We start from the raw sequence: 19,884 nt of genomic DNA, 5'->3' as shown, positions 1-19,884 counted from the left end.
GTTAAATCGTCCTTTTTGGACAGGTTCTTCTAATTTTAATTCTGCAGAGATAAATATATTCTCTGGTTCTTACTGATGGTAGTGCCCTCCAACGGGAATTGTTCTTTTATTCTTCCAACTCCTTTGTAATCAACCCGGTAGCCTAAGTTTTCCAATTGTGGGATAACGTTCTTCCCGATTAACCCTACCACACTAGGCATCTGTTTATTATTAACTGCTACCTTCACATTAGGTTCAACCATTTTGCTAAGGTTTACCTTTTTGTCTACAAGCATTTCTTTTTCAATATTCTGAGGTGTTTTCAGGAATGTTTTTCCTGCAATTTCCTTAAATACCGGTGCTGCTACAGGCCCTCCGTAAAATCCGATTGAAGTATTAGGCTCGCTTACCATTACATAGCATGTATATTTTGGAGCATCTGCGGGATAAAATCCGGCAAATGATGCACGATACTTCATAGGGCCGGGAAGCCAGTATTCAAACCTGGCGGTTCCTGTTTTTCCTGCCATTTTCAGATTCGGGGTGAAGATGCTTCGTCCCGTTCCTTTTTCTACAGCTTTAGTTAGGGCGCTTGTCATCATTTTAATAGCCTTTTCCGAGGCCATTTTATTCACCATTACTTCAGGTTTTGCATTGTACATTACCTTTCCGTCTTTCATGATTTTGTCGATGAATAATGGCTTAAGCATTTTACCTCCATTGGCAACTCCATTGTAAAACGTTGTTAGTTGCAGCAGGTTAACGTTTGAAGAGTAGCCATATGAGATGGAGGCTAGAGTAGCGGCATTCCATCTTTTGTTTTCTGGAGTTACAATCTTTGGCTTTGTGATCCCTGGAAGTTCAATGTCCATTTTGTCGAATAATTTCCAACGTTTTAAATGGTCAAGGAAGATCTGTGGTTTCTCTGCATAATATTTTGTAATCAGTTTGGAGGTTCCTACGTTGCTGGATTTAGCCAGTACATCACTAATGTCATAGGTTCCACCACCGTGGCCGTCAGAAATTCTCTGCTTGGCATATGTCCAAACTCCATTTCCTACGTTTACGGTTGTATTTTCATCGATGAACCCATCATCCATTGCTGCCAAAAGGGAAATGGTCTTGAATGTGGATCCTGGTTCGATATTGTCTTTTAGCGCATAGTTGTAAGAATCTTCGTATTCGCCATCGTCTGTTCTTCTTAGATTAACCAAAGCACGCACCTTTCCGGTCTCAACTTCCATGACGATTACAGTGCCGTGTTTTGCTTCGTAATGAATCAGTTGTTTCTCCAGTGCAGAATGGGCAATATCTTGAATTCTAAGGTCTAATGTGGTATATACATCTTCTCCGTCTACGGGTTCCTGAACTTTCCAGAAGTCAATGGGCTTCCATTGTGAAGAATTGATTCTCTGTTCTAATCTTTTTCCATCAGTACCGGTTAAATACTTTGAAAAAGCACCCTCCAAACCGGATCTTAGTTCTCCGTTATCGATACCAATGGTTCCGGCCCCAATTTCTGAGGTGGCAAGTTCTCTTTTGTAATTTCTGTCAACAATAAATCCGCCCTTGTTTTTACCCCTTTTGAAGATTGGGAAATTTCGGATTCTGTCGTACTGATCAAAATCAAGTCCTTTTACCAGGGTATAGTATTGGTTTTTCTTTTTCTTCTGTTCGTCGAACTTTTGTCTGAACTCTCCTCTGGATTTTCCGAACATTTTGCTCAAAGAATCCGTTAAAGCCCCGATGTTGTTGCTGTAGATCGTATCTTTCATCGTTTTGAAATCAAGATAGATATCGTAGCGCATTACGGTTGTTGCCAAAATGGAGCCGTCGGAAGCAAATAAATTACCACGGGCAGCCTTTAAAGTGGCTTCCCGATAGTTTTTATTGATGTAATCATCCTTAATCTCCTGAACATTGGTGTTCTGAAGAATTACAATCCTTGCCAGGAACATTACAAACACGCACAAAGCTACCACTGCAAAGAGGTAGCCCCATCGTAAAGTTTTTTTACGCTTATTGTCGTATTCATTTTGCTTTTGCATCTGTACTGTCCAGTTTTATTAGCAATTTATGAGGATGATTTTCCAGGGTCATTAATGAGTCCCGGGCAACCTCTTTCCCCAACTCTGATTCCATTTTTACCTTGATCAGCTTACTTTGAGCGTAAGCATTTCTCGATTTATATTCTTCTGTTTCTTCCTTTAAGGCATTTACAATTCTAATTTTCTTGTTGACGAGGTGATTACTGTAAATCATGGCCATCATCAAGATAAACAACAAGAGAAAATACTTGTAATGTATTTTGATCTCATCACGATTCAGAAAGTTTCCTTTTATAATATCTATAAAAGTGAGTCTCTTCTGTGGGCGATTTGTTGTTCTTTTTGCCAATTTTTATTTCAATTTGCTTCGCAGTGAATTCACTGTTGCTTTATAGTTTTATTCCGGTTCTCATTTTTGCACTTCTTGCTCTTGAGTTTTCTTCAATTTCCTTATCATCAGGGATAATCGCTTTACTCTTTATCAATTCAAATGCCTTTTTATAATTTCCGTAGATATCTCTTGCGGGTTCTCCCTCAAACATTCCGTTTTTCAGGAATCTTTTTACCAATCTGTCCTCTAATGAGTGATAAGATATTACTACCAATCTTCCCTCAGGTTTTAAAACATTATAAGCCTGAACAAGCATTTCTTTTAATACTTCAAGCTCTTGATTTACCTCTATTCTTACTGCCTGAAAAAGCTGAGCATAGAATTTATTAACCTTATGAGGAGGAATATAGCTGAAAAGCTTTTTTAAGTCCTCTGTGGTTTCAATTGTTTTTGTTTTTCTATGATGAGCAATTTCTCTTGCCAGTTTTCTTGCTTCTCTTAACTCTCCATAGTGATAAAAAATATCGGCAAGCTCTTCTTCTCCATATTCATTAATCACTCTTTTGGCATCAAGATTCTGCATCACATTCATTCTCATATCCAAAGGAGCGTTGCTTCTTGTAGAGAAACCACGGTCTGCCTCATCAAACTGATGCGATGAAACTCCAAGGTCTGCCAAAACGCCATCCACCTGGGGTACTCCATACATTAGCAATGAGTTTTCCAGAAATCTGAAATTCTGATTTACCAATGTAAACCTAGGGTCATCAATTGTATTTTTAAGCGCATCGAGATCCTGGTCAAAGCTGAACAATCTTCCTTTGTCAGAAAGTCTGCTCAAAATCTCCCTTGAGTGTCCGCCACCTCCAAAGGTGCAGTCCACATATATTCCGTCAGGATTCGTCACCAAATCATCAACACTCTGCTTCAACAAAACGGGGTTATGATACATGCTTAATTGTGTTTTTTGTTTAATATAATCTTAATAACTGATACCGCTATTCTTCATCGAAAGAGCCCATCACATCCTCGGCAAGGCTGGCAAAATCAGTTTCATTGGTAGAGATCACTTTTTCGTAGGCATCTTTATCCCAAATTTCGAAAAGCTCTCCTGCGCTGGTGATCACCGTATCTTTCTGAAGATTTGCAAAACTCATCAAGTCTTTGGAAATCTGTAATCTTCCTGCGTTGTCCAATTCTACTGTTTTTACTCCTGCCGTAAACATTCGTATGAAATCAGCATTCTTTTTAATGAACCTGTTCAGTTTATTAATTTTGCCCATCAGTTTATCCCATGCATTCATTGGATAGACCTCCAGACAAGGTTGGAACACAGATCTTTTGACTACAAATGCTTTGTCCTCGAAGTTTTCCATCTGTTTGATTAAAGATGAGGGAACTTTTAGGCGGCCTTTGTCGTCAATTTTACACTCATATGTTCCAATGAAATTTTTCATTTGGGACAAATTTATATAATAATTTCCAAAATTTCCCACTTTTTCCCACTTTTTGACTCAATGTTAATAAGTTTTATTAAAGATTGAGTTCCAAGAATGTAATTTACTGATATGTAGAGGGTTGTTAAAACTGTTATTTAAGCCATAATAAAGCAGTTTTTAAAAAAAAAGTTAAAAAGAGGAATATTGTATTATTTTTATCTTAAATTAGGGTAATCAAAATATTTTTGAGGTTTAATTTGTATTTTTGCAAGGCTTTATTAAGGCGTTTTATGATATTTAGTACAAAAAAAGAAAAGAAATACTCCTATATAGAGGCAGGGGAAGGACATCCATTAGTGCTGTTGCACGGGTTAATGGGTGGTTTGAGCAATTTCGATAAGATGGTAGATTTTTTTTCAGAGAGAGGATATAAGGTTTATGTTCCTCAGCTGCCAATCTATGATTTGCCAGTACTCAATACGAATCTTACCACTTTAGCAAAATATATCATCAAGTTTATAGAGAGCCATATTTCTGGCCCTGTAACGATAGTAGGAAACTCGATGGGAGGACACGTGGGACTTATTCTTACGTTGGCAAGACCGGATCTGGTAAAGAATCTTGTTTTAACAGGAAGTTCTGGTTTATACGAAAGAACTTTTGGGGACAGTTTTCCAAGGAAAAACGATAAGTCTTACATAAGAAAGAAGACTGAAGAGGTTTTCTATGATCCTAAAGTGGCTACTGAAGATCTTGTAGATGAAGTTTTTGGGGTGGTAAATGATAGAATGAAAGGAATAAAAACAGTAATGCTGGCCAGAAGTGCCATTAAGCACAATATGCTGAATGATCTTCCTAAGATTTTGACTCCTACTTGTCTGATTTGGGGAAAGCAGGATAACGTTACTCCTCCGGAAGTAGCGGAAGACATGCATAAGTTTATTCCTAATTCGGATCTATTCTGGATTGATCATTGTGGCCATGCTGCCATGATGGAGAAACCGGATGATTTTAATGAAATCCTGTACAACTGGATAAAAGATAAAGTTTAAATACATAATAAATGACCATTAAGAGCTTTTCTTAGTGGTTTATTTTTCTAAAATATTTTCAAAATGGTTATTAAGACAGCAACGTTCGTAAAAAGTAGTGGAAAATGGCAGGATTGCCCGGAACCTACTATGCCTGAATATGCTTTTATCGGAAGATCCAATGTAGGAAAGTCTTCGCTGATCAATGCAATGATGAATCATAAGGATTTGGCTAAAACTTCGGGAACTCCGGGAAAAACTCAGCTGATCAATCATTTTCTAGTGAATGAAAACTGGTACCTTACCGATTTACCCGGATATGGATATGCAAAGGTTTCAAAGTCCATTCGAAAAGACTTTGAAAAGTTGATTACGAATTATATTCTGAACAGAAGAAATCTGGTCAACCTTTTTGTGTTGGTAGATTCGAGACACAATCCACAGAAAATTGATTTGGAATTTATCCAATGGTGTGGAGAAAGTGGTGTTCCTTTTTCAATTGTCTTTACTAAGTCGGATAAGTTAAAACCAAGCGAGGTTATTAAAAACTTTGAAAATTATAAGAAAGAACTTCATAAGACATGGGAAGATCTTCCTGAGTTGTATGTTACCTCAGCTGAAAAAAAACTGGGAGGTGATGAGATTCTAAATTTCATAGAAAAGACCAATGATTTTTTAACCCAAAATAGTGTAAGTTTTGATGAGGAATAATATAATCTGGAAAATAAAAACCTTTGATGAGTTTACCGTTCCGGAGCTGTATTCAATTTTGAAGGCCCGTATAGATGTTTTCGTTATTGAGCAGAATTGTCCCTATCCTGATTTAGATAATTATGATCAGAAAGCAGTTCATATCTGGGCAGAAGAAGATGGAGAAGTTCTTGCCTATTGCCGTGTTTTCAATAAGGGAATAAAATATGATGAAACCTCTATTGGAAGAGTTTTAACGACTGAAAAGGCGAGAGGTAAAAGTTTGGGTAAACTATTAATACAATATGCTGTAGAAACCATCGAAAATAAATTTCATACTTCTGAAATCAGAATTTCGGCGCAGGATTATTTATTGAGATTCTATAGTGGATTTGGTTTTGAAGATACCGGAAATAAATACTTGGAAGACGATATTCCGCATACGGAAATGATAAGAAGATAAATTAAAGCAGGCTATCCTACATTTGGATAGCCTGTTTTATTTTTTATTTCTTTGGAGGTGTTTGGGTTGTTTCTCCACCGGTATCAAGATTTTCAGTAAGGCTTATACTGCTTTGTGTTGTCATTGGTATTTGATTGATGCTAGTTGTGTTTGTACTGCTATTTGGGAAAGAAAATCCGAATAACATGAGTATAAAGTGAATCATAAGTTATTATTTTTTAGGTGGAAGTATAGGAAGCGTTTCTCCTCCGGTATCTATTGATTCTTCAAAGGTTATATTCCCTTTCGCTGTTGTTAAAGTTTGATTATTATCGACTGTATTTGTATTATATGGAAATATTAGTCCGAATAACATTATTAGAAATTGTATCATGATATTGATTTTTAAATTATCATCTATTTTTTAGGAGGAAGTACAGGTATTGTGTCTCCACCAGTATCCATTCCTTCTCCTGATATCAGATTGTTTTGTATTGTTATTTGAGTTGGGTGGGTAGTGGTTGTACTGTTATTAGGAAATGTTATTCCTAATAGGATTAATAGAAATTGAATCATTTTATTTAATTAGTAAGGTTGAGTAAATGGCGGTGGTGTCTGGCCCGTATTGCCACCAGTACTTCCACCGTTTCCGTGCCCATTTCCACCGTTTCCATCTCCTAGTTCTAGACTATTGTGGATCGTTACCGAGGCTTGATTACGATTTTGAGTATTTTCTTTGCTTGGGAATATTAGCCCAATAAGAAATAATAAGAGTTTAATCATAGTATTAAAGTTTTTATAATTGAAGTCCGCCGAAAATACAAAAAAAGCGAAAGTAATCTTCGCTTTTTTTAGTTAATATATATGGAGTGTTTTTTTAGAAAAGTTAGTTGCAGCCTGAGCAATACGACCTGTCTACATATTGCTTGCTGTTTCCTGAGTAATAATAACAGCCGCCTCTTGATCCAACATATAATTGATTCCCGTTATAGGTGCAGCCTCTATTTTTTGAATAAGATCCTAAAGATGAATAATTTGATCTTGTAGATTTGCTTCTGCTGCTTTTTTTAGTCTTTCCTTTTCTTGGTTTTTTAGTAAGGAGTTCCTTGATGGAAGAAGAGCTGGTGGTAGATGCGGAAAAGTTTGTTGGTAATAATAACCCAAGACCTAAAAGTCCCGTGAAGAGTAATTTTTTCATAGTATTTGTTTTTTAGTTATATGAGATAGTTTTCATGGTTATTAGTTTTGTTGTTTCTAATGCATAATTAATAGTTTTCCAGCGTTTTGTGAAGCTCTTCTCTGAAATGGTATATTTCATCGAGGTTATTAAGCAATACCTTTTCTCCGGAATCCTTTCCATTATGAAAAGTTTCAATGTATTTATTGGCTGTGTTGAAGTGTAGTCTGCATAATGGTTTTCTATTGTTGTCATCCAGTAAAATTCCAAAATAGGAGAGGGTGTCTCTATAGGCAATACGCGCAGCAGGAACTTTTTCCCTCATGATGGCCTTTACAATTTGGAATCCTTCAAGTTCTTCTTCGGTAGTGACAATTTTAGAATCATTGTTTTCATCAATAGATGGAGGTGTTTTTACATCCTCATCCTGTTTTTCAATTTGCTCATTAATGCTTAAAGCAGATTTCAACCTGAAACTTATCGATTCATTGATGGAGGTCGTAAGGGCTTTCTTGGTATACTCCTTAAAAGAAATCATTCTGTTTGCTGTTATAGGCTTTTCAAAAAACCTGCTCACCAAAAGCTTTACAATTTCATCAGAAGGGGTTTCTATTTCCTTTTCAAATTCTTTTCTTATTGCCTTGATGTATTTTAAAGCTTCTGCAGAATCAAGAATACTCTCAAGATTATAATCCTTTTTTGTAAAACTTTCAAGTATTTTGATTGAACTATCTTTTAAGTCTTCAATATCAATGGTAAAAAAGGGTTTTTCATCCATAATATTAGGCTTTTCAAGATCTGTGTAAAAATTATAAACAATACCATTGGTAAGAACCCCAAACCTTGTCTTGGAAACATGATAGTATCTGTGAAGCTGAGAATTGTGGGCATCAGCATTCTCTTTCCAGTGTTTACATTCTATAATAAAAATAGGTTCATCATTGTTTTTGATGACATAGTCTACCTTTTCTCCTTTTTTTGTTCCAATGTCACATACATGTTCAGGAACAACCTCTGTAGGATTAAATATGTCATACCCAAGAATCTGTATAAAAGGCATTACAAAGGCATTTTTAGTAGCTTCTTCGGTAGCAATCTGGTCTTTTAATCCTACAACTTTCTGTTGTAATTGCTCAAGTTTAATTTTAAGATCCATGGTTTTAATTTTAAAGGGTTTCATCAATTATTTCTGCTTCTGGAGCGTTGGCTTTTACAGAGGTAATTCCATTTTCCATTGCAGTATTTGAGCTATACAGCTGACTTTTACCAATAATTTCCCCATTTCTGGCTTTCAGTACAAAATAGTCTTTATTATTGACGGCCACTCTTCTGTCATACCTTGAGTCTTCCTGAGAATTAAGCTTTACAGACTCTATTCCTTTATGACAAGAAGCTTTCTGAATATAGCCTTCGCTGGTAAGAATAATTTCTCCGTTTTTAGCCCTAAGATTGAATTGATATTCATTATTTACTCTTTGAGTCATAACAAATTTTCCCATAGTTGTTTTTATTTATAGGCCAAAAGTATAACCCTTTATAGGCTATTCCTTACGGGAACCCGTAAAACGAAATCTTTCTTTGATATTGACATTTTATGCGTCAAGTATTGTCGTTACCGGTGAATATCTTCGCTGTGTTAACCTTATAAAAAATATTAATATGATTTTTACAGAAGATTTTTTCAGTCCTGGCAGTTCTTATCCATCTGATGACCTTGTTCAGCTTGTTGATAGCTATACAAAAGAAAACGTTAACTATCAAAAGTATAATGGCTCTGCTACGGTGATTGATGATGGGGTTGTATACAGGAAAAAAGGGAATGACTATTATGTTGATATCAATTTTTTAGCCAGTGGAAATGTAAATATTCAGAGATTTGGAGCTAAAGGAGATGATTTTACAGACAACAGTGTTGCCATCAGAAGAGCTTTGGATTTTTGTAGAATATATAGAGAACCAAAGGAGGTTCAATCTGCAAAAGATCCCAGTATTAAGTATAAACAATTTGACAAAGCTATAACAATATTTTTTCCGAATGGTATTTATCGGTATACTGATATTGGTAATATTGCAATGACCAATCTTACTATTCAGGGAGAGAGTTTTAGAGGTGTGGTTTTAAAATGTGTTCAAGGAGGAATTGCATTAAAGATTGATGCTTTTGAGAATGCTACAAAGAACACTCCATTTTGCCGAAATGTTAACTTAAGTAATATTGTTGTAGAAGGTCAATATAATACAACAGTATTGATATACGCTCAGGGGCTGTCTAGTTGTAATTGGGAGAATGTTGCGGTACGTGAAGCGGATAAAGATGTAGGGATAGGCTTCCATTTTAAAGGAGTTATGCTTTCCTGCTTCAAAAATTTACAATGTTCCACTGATATGGATCCTGTAATGCTATCTGGGATAGGAAATATTCCTTATCAAGGATTAAAGCTTGATCATGGACATAGGATGGAAGTAGGAATAGGAAATAGCAGTAACAACTCTTTCTATGATATCAAAATGGAGGGATTGCCTTTTGGAATCAACATTTTTATGGGTGACCAGAATATTTTTTATACCGGAACCCCAGAATCCTGTACGAAATATGGGGTAATGGTAACCAGAGAAAGCCGCTATAATGCATTTATAGGAAGTGCATTTGAGAATGATTTTTCGATTGCTGATGTTTTAGATGATGGAATTCATACGACCTATATCAATTGCTATGCCTCCAAAAAGGCTTTGTTTCAAGGCCAGGGAGCTACTGTTTTAGGAGGATTCTGGCAGGAAGTACAGATTGACAATTCTGCAGAAGCAACAACAATAGAAAATGTAACCATCAGATATTTCCAGCCACCGAGCGCAGGGATTATAGATAACGGGAGAATGACAACCATTCAGAATGTAAAAGATAAAGTTCTTGGCCAGTTTATTCCTAATAAATATAACTCTACCATACACCTAGATTCGGCCAACAGACCTCAAAATAACTCTGTAGGCTCTGAGATATTTGATACAAGTCTGTCAAAACCTATCTGGTTTAATGGAAACAATTGGACTGATGCATCAGGAAACATTGTTTAATGATATAAAATGTAAAAAAACGGCAACTATGAAAATGGTTGCCGTTTATCTATTTATGAAAGTCTTTTATAATTATCATTTATCATTTATCATTTATGATTTTCATTGTGATTTTTTTGATTAATAAATCTTTCTGAAATTTCTGACTCATGGAGTATTTCATTATTTGGTAATATAATCTGCAATTTTCCTGTTAACGGATTTGTAATGATATTAGCCCCGGCTCCACAGTTTTGATATCTATATTTAAATGCTTTTAACCCGGACAAGAAACCATAATTACTAGTTTTCATATAAACATATTTTGAGCAGCTTATTTTAAACAAACATTTTCTTCTTTTATGAGAAGGGATTACGACCCAATATAATCTAATTAGAAGGATAAGAAGATTTTTCATTTTCGTCTCTTATAAAAACAGCCATCTGATATGAAGCCATAAAACCCTTATTTACAGTAGAACCAAAACATCCTGTTATTGGTTGCACATATGTAGATACATTCTCTAGTCTTATGTATTTCCAACCAAGAGCTGTTTGTTCTTTTATTAAATCTTCCAGTTGAGTGGCAATGACTCCTGATCTTGATCTTTCGTTTTGTTGACTTACAGTTGCAACAAATGGGATAACTTTATGTTCCATTATTATTTTATTTATGGGTTAAAAATATAACTCATTAAATTCCAATTATTACGGGTACCCGTAAAACAAAAAAACCTTTCAAGTTTTTGAAAGGTTTATAAGGTAGTAATAAGGATTATAGATATTACAATTGAATTATCTTTTTAATTATGATCTGGGTTTTACGATCTGATTAGGGGGAAGAATATCCCAATCTGGGAATTTTGCGTTCTGTTTATCCTTTCTTGGAAAGTTTTCAGGTTGTTTGTCTTCCTTATTTCTTTCTTTATTGTTTTCGGTATTATTTTCCGGATTGTTCATCTTATTGAGTATTTGTGTTATGATGTAATTCTAGAGTTCGCTAAAAACTCTTCAGCCCGAATAGATTGAAGCATTGTTTTTACTTCTGAAGCTTTTGCGTCTTCCATATCGTATTTTGCTTTGAAGTCCTTCAGTTCTGTAAGGCATCCTCTTAATGCTTCATCGGACTTTATACGGGATTCATTAACTTTTTTTCTTACTTCTGTTTTCTGTGAACTTCCGGCCCAATACATTAATGCCAGAAATCCTGTACATACGGAAAAGATAAGATAGCCAAGAAATTTAGCCTTAGGATTGGTCAGATAACAAAATAAGCCAAATGCGTAAATGGGAATAGTGATCGCAACAATACAGCCGTTGCCGGATGAAGCTTTCTTTACCTCATCTTTTAAAATCTTATCCCAATGTTCTCCATGCACTTTCATCTGCTCTGCTTCATCGGTACTATCTGAAGATATTTTATAATTTTCAATAGTTAAATCTGCGGTGGTAACAGCGTTCATTCTGTATTCTGCCGTATAGGCCTCATGGGCCTCCACAATCCAAGGGCTGCTTATGGCTACTGCCAAAGGTTGAGTAGCGTGTGTTCCTCCTGCCAATTCCGGAATAAAAGCTACGTTGGTAAGCATCTGAAGAAAGTTTGTTTTTTCTTCAAATGCTTTCTCCAAAGCATAATCTGGTTTTACAGATCTTCTATCCTTTTTTTTATCTATAAGTTGCTGGTTGAGCTTTATTTTCTTTTGCAGTTCAAACTCTTCATCATCAAAATTAGTGATCAGTAATGACAGAATTTCATCTAACTGATTTTTTGACGTTTTTGAATAATCTACAGGAGTATTGAGGATATCTTTAAAGTAAGAAATCAGAAACTGGTGGAGTTTCACTTTTTTCATAGAAGACTTAAGGTCCGCCCAATTGGTACAGTATTTCTCAAGAAAAGGATACTCTTTATTGTCTAGGCTACCTTTAGACTGAAAAAATTGAAGCCATTCGTTTTTCTGCTCATTAATATACTGATCCGTTTGTGTTAAAAGATTAAGCCATCCATCCACAGTAGAAATAATCAGTTCCTGGGAAGATTGAGGAAATGATCCGGTTGCGGCGGCCTCCAGAACCATCACAAATTCGCGGTCAAGACGATAAGGGTCCTGATGCATGAGATACCTTTGTACCCATTGATGGCAGGCTTCATCTCTACCTAGTCTTCTCATAAGAAGCATGAAGAACAGGGTTGTTTTATAATCATCTCTCCTTAGTGCCTCATTCAGCGCTCTTTCAGTATCTTCTCGGTCATCACGAACCCAGGCTACAATAGCAACCATTGCAGGAGCCAGCCAATAATTGGGCGTTTTTATCATTAGGCTTTCAGCGGCATCCTGCATGATCTCATGTCTTACAATACCACTGTCTACAGCCTGTAAAATACCCAGTACAGTTCTTCGGATCTCCTCATAATAACCGAATTTGTTGCTAAGGTCTTGCTTTAAGCTTTCCTGCATATTTTCAGCAAGCTGAAGCTCCCTTTTTTCTTTATCTGCTTTGATAAAATCATCAATAATACCAGACATATCATTCATTCTTCCATCCAAAGCTTGTTGTTGGCTATTAATGTTACCTATTTCCGAATTGATATTACCTAATTGGGAGTTGAAAGAATTCAGATTATTATTAAGGTGATTGATATTATTGTTAATCCCTTTAAGATTATCATTAAGTAAAGAGTCTTCTTGTGACATTTCCTTGTGTTTTTAAAAGATATTAGTTTTATTATCCTAGCAAAAATATACAAATATCTTTTTAATGGACTAAATAAGTCCTAAATCTTTACAAAAAGCAACAAGTTGTTCATTGCTTGTAATCTGAAGTTCTTCTTTCAGGCTATTGAGTTTTTTTTCCACACTGCTTAGACTATTGGGCTTGATATTATTATTCTGGAGATAAGTGGGAATATTCTTTTGCAGTACTCCCTGTGAGAGAAGAGAAACCAGGATGATGTCGTAATCAGTAAATTCATAGCTGTTTAGTTTTTTTACATCCTGTCTAAGATCAAGGGACAGGTAGTTTTTATTGTCATAAACTGAAGCGATGGCTTTTTTCAGTTCTTTGGAGTCATTTCTGGCCTTACGAACGAAACCGTTGATTCCGTAATCTTTGAAAAGGGAATCTATAACACCAGATTTGTGTTCTGCAGAAAAAACTATAATCTTCAGTGAAGGGTGGATTTCCTTAATGGCTCTAATAAGTTCCTTACCATCTTTAATATTTTGTTCACGGTGATCTTCCTCATACTCAAGATCAGTAATCAATAAATCATGAAGGTGTTTTTCACGGATGGACTTTTGAACTTTAGCTAATGCATCATCGCAATAGGAAACATAATCTACATTGGAAATATTGAGATCTTCAAGTGTTTTTTGAACAGAGATACTGCTGCTTTCGTGGTCTTCGGCTATTAAAATTTTTTTGAACATTTTTTTCTTTTTTTAGGAAGTGGGAAATGAAATGTACACTTTCAGTCCCTTTTCTGTTTTGGTGTCAAAAATAACGGTACCCTTAATTTTCTCAATACGGGAAACCGTATTTGTTAATCCATTTTTATGAATAACCTCTCCCGGAATACCAATTCCATTGTCTGTGTACTGAATTTGTATAAGGTTATTGCTTCTTTCAAACTTAAAGGCAACAAGAGTAGCCTGGCTATGTTTTTTCATGTTCACTAAAAGTTCCCGTATTACCTGATAAACTTCGTTTTGGGTAGAATCATTCACGTCATTCCATATATTCAGACTATTTCCTGCCAGAAAGGTTTTTACAGTGTCATTTTTAAAAGAACCGATAAGGCCGGATATTTTTTCATGAAACTCAATCTTATCACTAGAATCAATTTTGTCATAGGAGATATCACGGGATTTTTCGTATACAAACTCAAGTTCATCAAGCGCTTTATCCTTATCAAAATTTTTCTGATTCTCAATCTTGGTCATTACCTGATAAATTCCATTGGCTACTACATCATGAACCTTTTTAGAGAGTTTGAGTTCGTTTTCTTTTATTTTTAGCTCGTTTTCTTTTTGTAATCTTTTCTTTCTTCTTTTATAGTAGAAAAAGCCCCCGATTAAAATACAGGATAATGCTCCTAGTCCTATATTTCGTTTAAAAATTTCAACTTCATTTTTTGCATTTTTTACCTTTAGCTGTTCAGATCCAAATCTTTCAAGAGCGAACTGGCTTTTAGATTTGTTGCGGGCTATCTGCAGGCTGTCATCCAAATCCTGGTACTTTTTGAAGAATAGTTTTGTGTTTTCTGGAGTTTCTAGAAGAATTATTTTTTGCAAAGCAGCTAATTTATCATCTGGAGTTTTAATTTTTGATGTAATCTGAAGCATTTTTTTTGCATAGAATAAAGACCTCTCCGGATTATGATCTTTGAAAAAGTCGGATAGATGAGAATAAGTTGCATTTAGTCCAGAAACATCATTTGTACTGTCTCGAATTTTTAAAGTCTTAAGTAATTCTGGTTCAGCGTTGTATTCTTTATTTTGTAAAAACTTTGTATAGGCTAAATTATCATAAGCCATTGAATATAAACTGGGGTGTTTTATCAAATTTGGATAAGACAATACGTTGTTAAAAGTAATAATTGCAGAATCAAACTTTTTTAAAAGAGTAAATGATATGGCTTGATTATTAAGTTGTGTTAATTTGTAGATTGAATCTTGAGAAAAAGTAGCCGCTTTATTAAAAAAAATAATTGCTTTGTTATAGTCTTTAAGCTTTTGGGAGGCTATTCCTAAATTATTATAGTTGGCGGAAAGTTCAGCAGAGTCTTTTTTTTCATCTAAATACTTAATTGCTGATAAAGCAGTTTCCTGGCTGCCATAATAATCTCCTTTCTCACATTGTATAATTCCCATAATGACCAGGCTATTTCCTGCAAAGGAATAATATCCCTTTTCAATCAATTCGTCCTTTGCCTTATTGAAGTAGGTAAAAGCACTATCACTTTGCGAAGCATCGTAAAAATCATAGGCCTTGTCATAGGTTGCCCTATCAATTTTAGAGATCTCTTTTCTATGGCAGGAGCAAAGAACAAGAATAAATAAGATGTGAATAAAGTTTTTCACGGTTTTCTTTCAAAAATAATAAAAAAAGCGAAAGAATTTCTTTCGCTTTGCTATTTACTTTCTTGGAGGCGGTGTTTGTCCGGTTTCTCCTGTCACGGGCCCTCCGTCCTCAGGAGCGAGTGGTACCGTTGAATAGGTTGTTATTGTACCAGAATCCTGGCTATTATGAGTTGTTGTATCTGCGTTATTATTGGTGAATGTTAAGCCTAGTAACATTAATATGAATTGGATCATCTTCTTAAAAATTTAAAAATTGAGCATTTCTGTAGTTGCCGGCGAAACTGATCACAGGTAGAGCTACACGATTAAAAAATTTGAAGCGCTTCTAAATTTTTGGGAAGTGAACCTTCAAAAACGGAGGAGAAACATCTGCTTCCCAACCCGGAGTTTTACCTCCGTTTTATCTGGTGATTTTGAAATCAGTTTTGTAAATTTGTTTTTGTAATGTTTTGTTTGTCACTGATTTCTGAAGCAAAGATGCGACAAACAGTGACGCAGGTGTTAGTCACGCTTTGGACATTGAAGGACACGGAATGGACACGGGGGGCTTTATGGGAATCCGTAATGTGGTACGATTGGGAATCACCTATTTTGTAACGACCGAAAAAACGATATATGACCAAGAAAAAACTACTAATTCATGAGGTGTTCAAGAAAGCACAAAAAGATTTTCCGGCCGCGAGTACAAAGAGCGGGCTATCTTCTGCGCTCTCTGATTATTTTGAGGAGAGCTTGAAATTTATGATTAACGAAAGATCGTTTGTTAGATATCATAATGCATCCATACGTGACAATAGAGACCCTGATATAAAAGATGTTGTAATTCTTGATAAACTTAGTCAGTATCTAGGCTGTACAGACTTTACTGATTTCTCCAGAACATTTGTAAAGAATGAAGAAGCCAATAAAACAACGGTGAAAATAAGAGTGGATGAAGATGAAGAGTCGTTAACAGAAAAGCTTTCTAACATTATTATCAATATAACCAATGAACAGCATTTCAAGATGCCGGAGTTTGTAAAGCAGAATGGATTGGGGATTGTTGGAATTTTCCTTATTGGAAGTGTATTGATTGGTAATTATTCTTTAGGAGGCAAAAGCAAGAATAGCAGTACGCCATTAAGTTTTTTCGGTGGTTTTGCCAATGAGCAAAACTGTATGTTTTGGGAAAAGAATGAATATAAGGTGATGGATTGTGAGGACAGGAATCCTCACAGGAGTGCTGTTCCTAAGGATACGGTGCAGCTGAGGTATTTTAAAAGGATCACAAGAAAGGATACTCTTACGGTAGATAATGCGCTTGGAAAGACATGGTACTCAAAATTCAATGGAAATGTAGAGTTTTTTACAATGGATGGGATAGATCCGGATAACGGAAGAGAACTAAGAGCGTCAACGGTTTATATTATTGAGAAATATGCGGGCGTGCCGGTTTCATCATATGGAGAATAAAAAAAGCGAAAGAATTTCTTTCGCTTTTTTTATTACTGTATTATTCTGCATTTAGCATTCCCAATTCTCCAAAATACTTTTTAAATTTTAGGATCTTAGGACCTACTACAGCACTGCAATAAGGCTGTGTTGGGTTTTCATTATAATATCCCTGATGATATTGTTCAGCAGGCCAGAATTTTTCAATTTGAGCTAATTCTGTGACATATTTTCCAGACCATCTTCCTGATTCTTCAGATCTTTTTAAAGCTTCTTCAGCCTTTTGTTTTTCAGCCTCATCTTTATAGAAAATAACCGAGCGGTATTGGGTTCCGATATCATTACCTTGTCTGTTCAGCTGGGTAGGATCGTGCAGGAAGAAAAATACATCCATTAATTGCTTATAGGAAATGATGGTAGGATCGTAAGTGATTTGTACCACTTCTGCATGATCTGTTTCTCCTGTACACACTTCTTCATACGTGGGGTTTTCCTTATGCCCACCTGAATATCCTGAAATAGCAGATTGTACCCCTTTCAAGATATTGAAGCAACTTTCTACACACCAGAAGCATCCGCCGCCAAAAGTGATTTGCTCTAAATTATTGTTGTCCATTGTTGGTAATTATATTGTTGTATGGTCTTTTCCAGATCCGGAAAAAGCTGATCAAAAATATGAAAAACTTTTTCATTTAAGCATCATTTTGGCTTATAAACGCAAATTATAATGATAGATGTGACAAATGATTTTAAACACAAATAATACGAATATTTTCACACATAAGCACAAGAAAAATAGAACGTAATCATCTGCGAAAATTTGTGCAATTTGTGGAAAAAAAGAAAGCACCCTAAAATAAGGATGCTCTATATTATTAAAAAGGGTTTCAGTTATTTTTCCCAAACCAAGGCGCTTGCTCCCAAGATGGCTGCATCTGCCTCGTCCAGTTCACTGAATACTAGTTTTACTTTATTTCTAAAGATAGGAAGAAGGTTTCTCTCCATATGAAGCTTGGTAGGCTTTAGGATAAAATCTCCAGCCTTGATCACTCCACCAAATAGAAGAATAGCCTGTGGTGAAGAAAACATTACAAAATTAGCTAATGCTTCACCCAATTTTTGTCCCGTATATCTGAAAACCTCAGTAGCAATCGGGTCTTCTTTCATGGCACATTCATACACTGTTTTAGAATTAATTTCGTCTTCAGGGTATTGATTTAACATGGATTCAGGAAACTCCGCTCTCATTTTCTTGGCAGTGATGGTAATTCCTGTAGCAGAAGCATAGGCTTCCAGGCTTCCTTCGGATCCTGTACTCCAGTGCTTTCTTCCGCCCGGCTTTACAATAGTGTGTCCCAGTTCTCCGGCAAAACCATCATGTCCATAGATCAGGTTTCCGTTGGCGATGATTCCACTACCAACTCCTGTTCCCAGAGTAATCATAATGAAGTCTTTCATTCCACGTGCAGCTCCGAAGAGCATTTCTCCCAAGGCTGCAGCATTTGCGTCATTGGTTATGGTACAAGGCAAATTGAATTTTGCCGTCATCAGTTCAGCAAAAGGAATAACACCTTTCCAGGGCAGGTTAGGAGCCAGCTCTATGGTTCCTTTGTAGTAGTTCGCATTGGGTGCGCCTACCCCAATTCCGTCGAAGTGCTTTTCTGTACCATGTTTTTCCATCAAAGGATATACACTATCGTACAATGCATCGATAAAATCTTCTACTTTATCATAGGCATCGGTTTTAAGGTTTCCTTTATCCAGAACTTCTCCACGGTGGTTTACAATTCCGAACTTAGTATTGGTTCCGCCGATGTCAACTCCAAGGGCAACTTGTTTTGATAAATCTATTAATGACATTTCTATTATTAAATTCTAGGGACTAAAATTATAAAAAAGATTGTATTAATAGATTATTAACCAAGTATTATTTAAAAAAGTTTAAGCAGCTTTTACCGGCTTCTTCTTTCTTCTGCCCCACCAGATCAGAAATCCGGTAACAGGAAGTGAAGCACAGATAAGACTTACAATAAAGGCGATAATCTTTGTAGGAAGCCCTAAAATAGCTCCCACGTGTATGTCATAATTGGCATTTACAACCTTTTCACCAAAATTTTTGTCTTTTGGATCGTGGGTGTGAAGAAGCTCTCCGGAATTTTCATCAAAGATCAGGCTGCTGCTTTTGTGATACGAATAGGTAAGATGCTTTACATACACCTCAAAGTTAGGATGCTCATGGTCATCCATATGCTCATGTCCTAAATCGATTGCAAAACCATAAGAATCAGGATATTTTGTCTGCACTGTATTGATGACTTTATCCAGTGTTCCCTCCGTTCTCAGCTCAATAGGAGCTTTAGTTTTAATATGGGAGAAGTCAGGGTATTTGGTTTCTCCACCCGAAAACAGGACATAGATCATTGCCTGAACTACAAAGAATGCATAAAAAAGACCGGTAATGGAAAAGATAAGCGCAAAGATGGAAGCGTAGAAACCCAATACATTATGAAGATCATAGTTCTTTCTTTTCCAGCTTTTAATATTTTTCCATTTAAAAGAAAAGCGTTGCTTTCTTGCGGCCTTGTTCTTAGGCCACCATAGAATAATCCCGGAAATCAGCATGATGATGAAGATGATAACAGGTATTCCCACTACATATGTTCCCCAATCCTGCTTCAAAAGATAGCTCCAGTGAATCATTTTTACAATATTGAAGAACCCGTTTTTCTCATCATAAACACGAAGCACCTTTCCGGTATAGGGGTTTACGTAAGCTTGTTTATAAACAGGAAATTCATCAAAATAATTCCAGGCATCCGTATTGTGTTCATACCAGAAGAACATGTATGACATTTTTTTGTCGATAGGAATATTAACCCAATGGATGGGGTATTTTTCCTTTACCTGATCGGCAACGGCCTTTTCCATAACCCTGATGGGCAGGATCTGTTTCTGGTCGATATTTTGTTCATGATGATAGATAACATCTTTTCGGGTAATGTTTTCTACTTCATCCTTAAAAACGTACAATGCTCCGGTAATAGAGATAATAAAGATAAGAAATCCTATTCCCAACCCGAACCATAAATGCAGTTTGGCAGACCATTTCTTAAAAAATCCCGGTTTCTTTTTATGATGATTTTTCTTCATATTGTAGTAAAAAGTAAAGCAAAGATATGCT

General features: G+C 35.8%; 24 protein-coding genes. 5 read left to right on the top strand and 19 right to left on the bottom strand.

The genetic code is table 11. The features are described from left to right. Positions 1-35 precede the first annotated feature (35 nt). From SCA31_RS06080 to mraZ, 4 genes are read right to left on the bottom strand one after another with little or no spacing between them, the layout of a single operon-like run. Positions 36-2,027, bottom strand: coding sequence for a penicillin-binding transpeptidase domain-containing protein (locus tag SCA31_RS06080; RefSeq protein ID WP_410696027.1), 1,992 nt, complete (start codon positions 2,025-2,027; stop codon positions 36-38). Then, on the bottom strand, positions 2,011-2,376 hold the full coding sequence (locus SCA31_RS06075; protein WP_106917715.1) for an FtsL-like putative cell division protein: 366 nt from the start codon (positions 2,374-2,376) through the stop codon (positions 2,011-2,013). Before SCA31_RS06075 ends, SCA31_RS06080 begins: the two co-directional genes overlap by 17 nt. A 40-nt stretch (positions 2,377-2,416) precedes the next feature. Further along, positions 2,417-3,310: a 16S rRNA (cytosine(1402)-N(4))-methyltransferase RsmH gene (rsmH, locus tag SCA31_RS06070; protein WP_410696025.1), complete on the bottom strand. Its 894-nt coding sequence runs from the start codon at positions 3,308-3,310 to the stop codon at positions 2,417-2,419. A gap of 46 nt (positions 3,311-3,356) precedes the next feature. Beyond that, complete coding sequence (gene mraZ / locus SCA31_RS06065; protein ID WP_410696023.1) at positions 3,357-3,815, bottom strand: division/cell wall cluster transcriptional repressor MraZ; 459 nt, start codon at positions 3,813-3,815, stop codon at positions 3,357-3,359. 272 nt (positions 3,816-4,087) lie between these two features. On the opposite strand from mraZ, the gene SCA31_RS06060 reads away from it, so the two are divergent. The 3 genes from SCA31_RS06060 (at position 4,088) to SCA31_RS06050 (ending at position 5,981) form a co-directional block, all read left to right on the top strand. Next, positions 4,088-4,849 carry an alpha/beta fold hydrolase gene (locus SCA31_RS06060; protein ID WP_076352796.1) on the top strand — a complete coding sequence of 254 codons (762 nt, stop codon included), beginning with the start codon at positions 4,088-4,090 and terminating at the stop codon, positions 4,847-4,849. Positions 4,850-4,912: 63 nt separating this feature from the next. Next, the gene (gene yihA / locus SCA31_RS06055; protein ID WP_106917712.1) at positions 4,913-5,539 is read left to right on the top strand and encodes a ribosome biogenesis GTP-binding protein YihA/YsxC; all 627 of its coding nucleotides are present in this window, start codon (positions 4,913-4,915) and stop codon (positions 5,537-5,539) included. Further along, positions 5,529-5,981, top strand: a complete 453-nt coding sequence (locus tag SCA31_RS06050) for a GNAT family N-acetyltransferase (RefSeq protein WP_410696021.1) — start codon at positions 5,529-5,531, stop codon at positions 5,979-5,981. The genes yihA and SCA31_RS06050 overlap by 11 nt, the downstream gene beginning before the upstream one ends. Positions 5,982-6,024: 43 nt before the next feature. Here the strand turns inward: SCA31_RS06050 and SCA31_RS06045 are convergent, their stop codons facing one another. The 5 genes from SCA31_RS06045 to SCA31_RS06025 all read right to left on the bottom strand — a co-directional run bounded on the left by SCA31_RS06045 (position 6,025) and on the right by SCA31_RS06025 (position 8,636). Then, positions 6,025-6,186 (bottom strand): hypothetical protein, encoded by a 162-nt coding sequence (locus tag SCA31_RS06045; RefSeq protein WP_410696019.1) that lies wholly within the window; start codon positions 6,184-6,186, stop codon positions 6,025-6,027. A gap of 191 nt (positions 6,187-6,377) precedes the next feature. Further along, positions 6,378-6,536, bottom strand: a complete 159-nt coding sequence (locus SCA31_RS06040; protein ID WP_410696017.1) for a hypothetical protein — start codon at positions 6,534-6,536, stop codon at positions 6,378-6,380. 310 nt (positions 6,537-6,846) lie between these two features. After that, on the bottom strand, positions 6,847-7,158 hold the full coding sequence (locus SCA31_RS06035; RefSeq protein WP_410696016.1) for a hypothetical protein: 312 nt from the start codon (positions 7,156-7,158) through the stop codon (positions 6,847-6,849). Positions 7,159-7,225: 67 nt separating this feature from the next. Then, a complete protein-coding gene (locus tag SCA31_RS06030) occupies positions 7,226-8,293 on the bottom strand; it encodes a type I restriction endonuclease (RefSeq protein WP_410696014.1) in 1,068 nt (355 codons plus the stop codon). A 10-nt stretch (positions 8,294-8,303) separates the two neighbouring features. Beyond that, the gene (locus SCA31_RS06025) at positions 8,304-8,636 is read right to left on the bottom strand and encodes a YegP family protein (protein WP_410696012.1); all 333 of its coding nucleotides are present in this window, start codon (positions 8,634-8,636) and stop codon (positions 8,304-8,306) included. 160 nt (positions 8,637-8,796) lie between these two features. On the opposite strand from SCA31_RS06025, the gene SCA31_RS06020 reads away from it, so the two are divergent. Then, positions 8,797-10,209 carry a glycosyl hydrolase family 28-related protein gene (locus tag SCA31_RS06020; RefSeq protein WP_410696010.1) on the top strand — a complete coding sequence of 471 codons (1,413 nt, stop codon included), beginning with the start codon at positions 8,797-8,799 and terminating at the stop codon, positions 10,207-10,209. Between the two features lie 89 nt (positions 10,210-10,298). On the opposite strand, the gene yidD is transcribed toward SCA31_RS06020, so the two are convergent. From yidD to SCA31_RS05985, 7 genes are all read right to left on the bottom strand, one after another. After that, complete coding sequence (yidD, locus tag SCA31_RS06015; RefSeq protein WP_410696008.1) at positions 10,299-10,607, bottom strand: membrane protein insertion efficiency factor YidD; 309 nt, start codon at positions 10,605-10,607, stop codon at positions 10,299-10,301. After that, positions 10,579-10,848: a hypothetical protein gene (locus SCA31_RS06010; RefSeq protein WP_410696006.1), complete on the bottom strand. Its 270-nt coding sequence runs from the start codon at positions 10,846-10,848 to the stop codon at positions 10,579-10,581. The genes yidD and SCA31_RS06010 overlap by 29 nt, the downstream gene beginning before the upstream one ends. A 147-nt stretch (positions 10,849-10,995) precedes the next feature. After that, the gene (locus tag SCA31_RS06005; RefSeq protein ID WP_410696004.1) at positions 10,996-11,148 is read right to left on the bottom strand and encodes a hypothetical protein; all 153 of its coding nucleotides are present in this window, start codon (positions 11,146-11,148) and stop codon (positions 10,996-10,998) included. Positions 11,149-11,165: 17 nt separating this feature from the next. Next, positions 11,166-12,884, bottom strand: coding sequence for a hypothetical protein (locus SCA31_RS06000; RefSeq protein WP_410696003.1), 1,719 nt, complete (start codon positions 12,882-12,884; stop codon positions 11,166-11,168). 69 nt (positions 12,885-12,953) lie between these two features. After that, positions 12,954-13,619, bottom strand: coding sequence for a response regulator (locus tag SCA31_RS05995; RefSeq protein WP_410696001.1), 666 nt, complete (start codon positions 13,617-13,619; stop codon positions 12,954-12,956). A 12-nt stretch (positions 13,620-13,631) separates the two neighbouring features. After that, positions 13,632-15,272, bottom strand: a complete 1,641-nt coding sequence (locus tag SCA31_RS05990; protein WP_410695999.1) for an ATP-binding protein — start codon at positions 15,270-15,272, stop codon at positions 13,632-13,634. A gap of 54 nt (positions 15,273-15,326) precedes the next feature. Continuing rightward, on the bottom strand, positions 15,327-15,506 hold the full coding sequence (locus SCA31_RS05985; RefSeq protein WP_410695997.1) for a hypothetical protein: 180 nt from the start codon (positions 15,504-15,506) through the stop codon (positions 15,327-15,329). Positions 15,507-15,887: 381 nt separating this feature from the next. Between SCA31_RS05985 and SCA31_RS05980 the strand changes: the two genes are divergently transcribed. Continuing rightward, positions 15,888-16,724: a hypothetical protein gene (locus SCA31_RS05980; RefSeq protein WP_410695996.1), complete on the top strand. Its 837-nt coding sequence runs from the start codon at positions 15,888-15,890 to the stop codon at positions 16,722-16,724. Positions 16,725-16,764: 40 nt separating this feature from the next. On the opposite strand, the gene msrA is transcribed toward SCA31_RS05980, so the two are convergent. The 3 genes from msrA to SCA31_RS05965 all read right to left on the bottom strand — a co-directional run bounded on the left by msrA (position 16,765) and on the right by SCA31_RS05965 (position 19,853). Continuing rightward, entirely contained in the window at positions 16,765-17,319 is a 555-nt protein-coding gene (msrA, locus tag SCA31_RS05975; protein WP_410695995.1) for a peptide-methionine (S)-S-oxide reductase MsrA, read from the bottom strand. A gap of 275 nt (positions 17,320-17,594) precedes the next feature. Then, positions 17,595-18,563: an ROK family protein gene (locus SCA31_RS05970; protein WP_410695994.1), complete on the bottom strand. Its 969-nt coding sequence runs from the start codon at positions 18,561-18,563 to the stop codon at positions 17,595-17,597. Between the two features lie 81 nt (positions 18,564-18,644). Then, complete coding sequence (locus tag SCA31_RS05965) at positions 18,645-19,853, bottom strand: PepSY-associated TM helix domain-containing protein (RefSeq protein WP_410695993.1); 1,209 nt, start codon at positions 19,851-19,853, stop codon at positions 18,645-18,647. Positions 19,854-19,884: the final 31 nt, after the last annotated feature.

Origin of the sequence: Chryseobacterium sp. SIMBA_028 (assembly GCF_046535285.1) — a bacterium.
In the GTDB taxonomy this organism is placed as follows: Bacteria; Bacteroidota; Bacteroidia; order Flavobacteriales; family Weeksellaceae; genus Chryseobacterium.
This window is presented reverse-complemented; position numbering and strand designations above follow the sequence as displayed.

What these genes read in the sequence shown, in the direction of transcription:
- SCA31_RS06080 (WP_410696027.1), bottom strand. Translation starts at nt 2,027, where the DNA reads ATGCAAAAGCAAAATGAATACGACAATAAGCGTAAAAAAACTTTACGA.
- rsmH (WP_410696025.1), bottom strand. Translation starts at nt 3,310, where the DNA reads ATGTATCATAACCCCGTTTTGTTGAAGCAGAGTGTTGATGATTTGGTG.
- mraZ (WP_410696023.1), bottom strand. Translation starts at nt 3,815, where the DNA reads ATGAAAAATTTCATTGGAACATATGAGTGTAAAATTGACGACAAAGGC.
- SCA31_RS06060 (WP_076352796.1), top strand. Translation starts at nt 4,088, where the DNA reads ATGATATTTAGTACAAAAAAAGAAAAGAAATACTCCTATATAGAGGCA.
- yihA (WP_106917712.1), top strand. Translation starts at nt 4,913, where the DNA reads ATGGTTATTAAGACAGCAACGTTCGTAAAAAGTAGTGGAAAATGGCAG.
- SCA31_RS06050 (WP_410696021.1), top strand. Translation starts at nt 5,529, where the DNA reads ATGAGGAATAATATAATCTGGAAAATAAAAACCTTTGATGAGTTTACC.
- SCA31_RS06045 (WP_410696019.1), bottom strand. Translation starts at nt 6,186, where the DNA reads ATGATTCACTTTATACTCATGTTATTCGGATTTTCTTTCCCAAATAGC.
- SCA31_RS06040 (WP_410696017.1), bottom strand. Translation starts at nt 6,536, where the DNA reads ATGATTCAATTTCTATTAATCCTATTAGGAATAACATTTCCTAATAAC.
- SCA31_RS06035 (WP_410696016.1), bottom strand. Translation starts at nt 7,158, where the DNA reads ATGAAAAAATTACTCTTCACGGGACTTTTAGGTCTTGGGTTATTATTA.
- SCA31_RS06030 (WP_410696014.1), bottom strand. Translation starts at nt 8,293, where the DNA reads ATGGATCTTAAAATTAAACTTGAGCAATTACAACAGAAAGTTGTAGGA.
- SCA31_RS06025 (WP_410696012.1), bottom strand. Translation starts at nt 8,636, where the DNA reads ATGGGAAAATTTGTTATGACTCAAAGAGTAAATAATGAATATCAATTC.
- SCA31_RS06020 (WP_410696010.1), top strand. Translation starts at nt 8,797, where the DNA reads ATGATTTTTACAGAAGATTTTTTCAGTCCTGGCAGTTCTTATCCATCT.
- yidD (WP_410696008.1), bottom strand. Translation starts at nt 10,607, where the DNA reads ATGAAAAATCTTCTTATCCTTCTAATTAGATTATATTGGGTCGTAATC.
- SCA31_RS06010 (WP_410696006.1), bottom strand. Translation starts at nt 10,848, where the DNA reads ATGGAACATAAAGTTATCCCATTTGTTGCAACTGTAAGTCAACAAAAC.
- SCA31_RS06005 (WP_410696004.1), bottom strand. Translation starts at nt 11,148, where the DNA reads ATGAACAATCCGGAAAATAATACCGAAAACAATAAAGAAAGAAATAAG.
- SCA31_RS06000 (WP_410696003.1), bottom strand. Translation starts at nt 12,884, where the DNA reads ATGTCACAAGAAGACTCTTTACTTAATGATAATCTTAAAGGGATTAAC.
- SCA31_RS05995 (WP_410696001.1), bottom strand. Translation starts at nt 13,619, where the DNA reads ATGTTCAAAAAAATTTTAATAGCCGAAGACCACGAAAGCAGCAGTATC.
- SCA31_RS05985 (WP_410695997.1), bottom strand. Translation starts at nt 15,506, where the DNA reads ATGATCCAATTCATATTAATGTTACTAGGCTTAACATTCACCAATAAT.
- SCA31_RS05980 (WP_410695996.1), top strand. Translation starts at nt 15,888, where the DNA reads ATGACCAAGAAAAAACTACTAATTCATGAGGTGTTCAAGAAAGCACAA.
- msrA (WP_410695995.1), bottom strand. Translation starts at nt 17,319, where the DNA reads ATGGACAACAATAATTTAGAGCAAATCACTTTTGGCGGCGGATGCTTC.
- SCA31_RS05970 (WP_410695994.1), bottom strand. Translation starts at nt 18,563, where the DNA reads ATGTCATTAATAGATTTATCAAAACAAGTTGCCCTTGGAGTTGACATC.
- SCA31_RS05965 (WP_410695993.1), bottom strand. Translation starts at nt 19,853, where the DNA reads ATGAAGAAAAATCATCATAAAAAGAAACCGGGATTTTTTAAGAAATGG.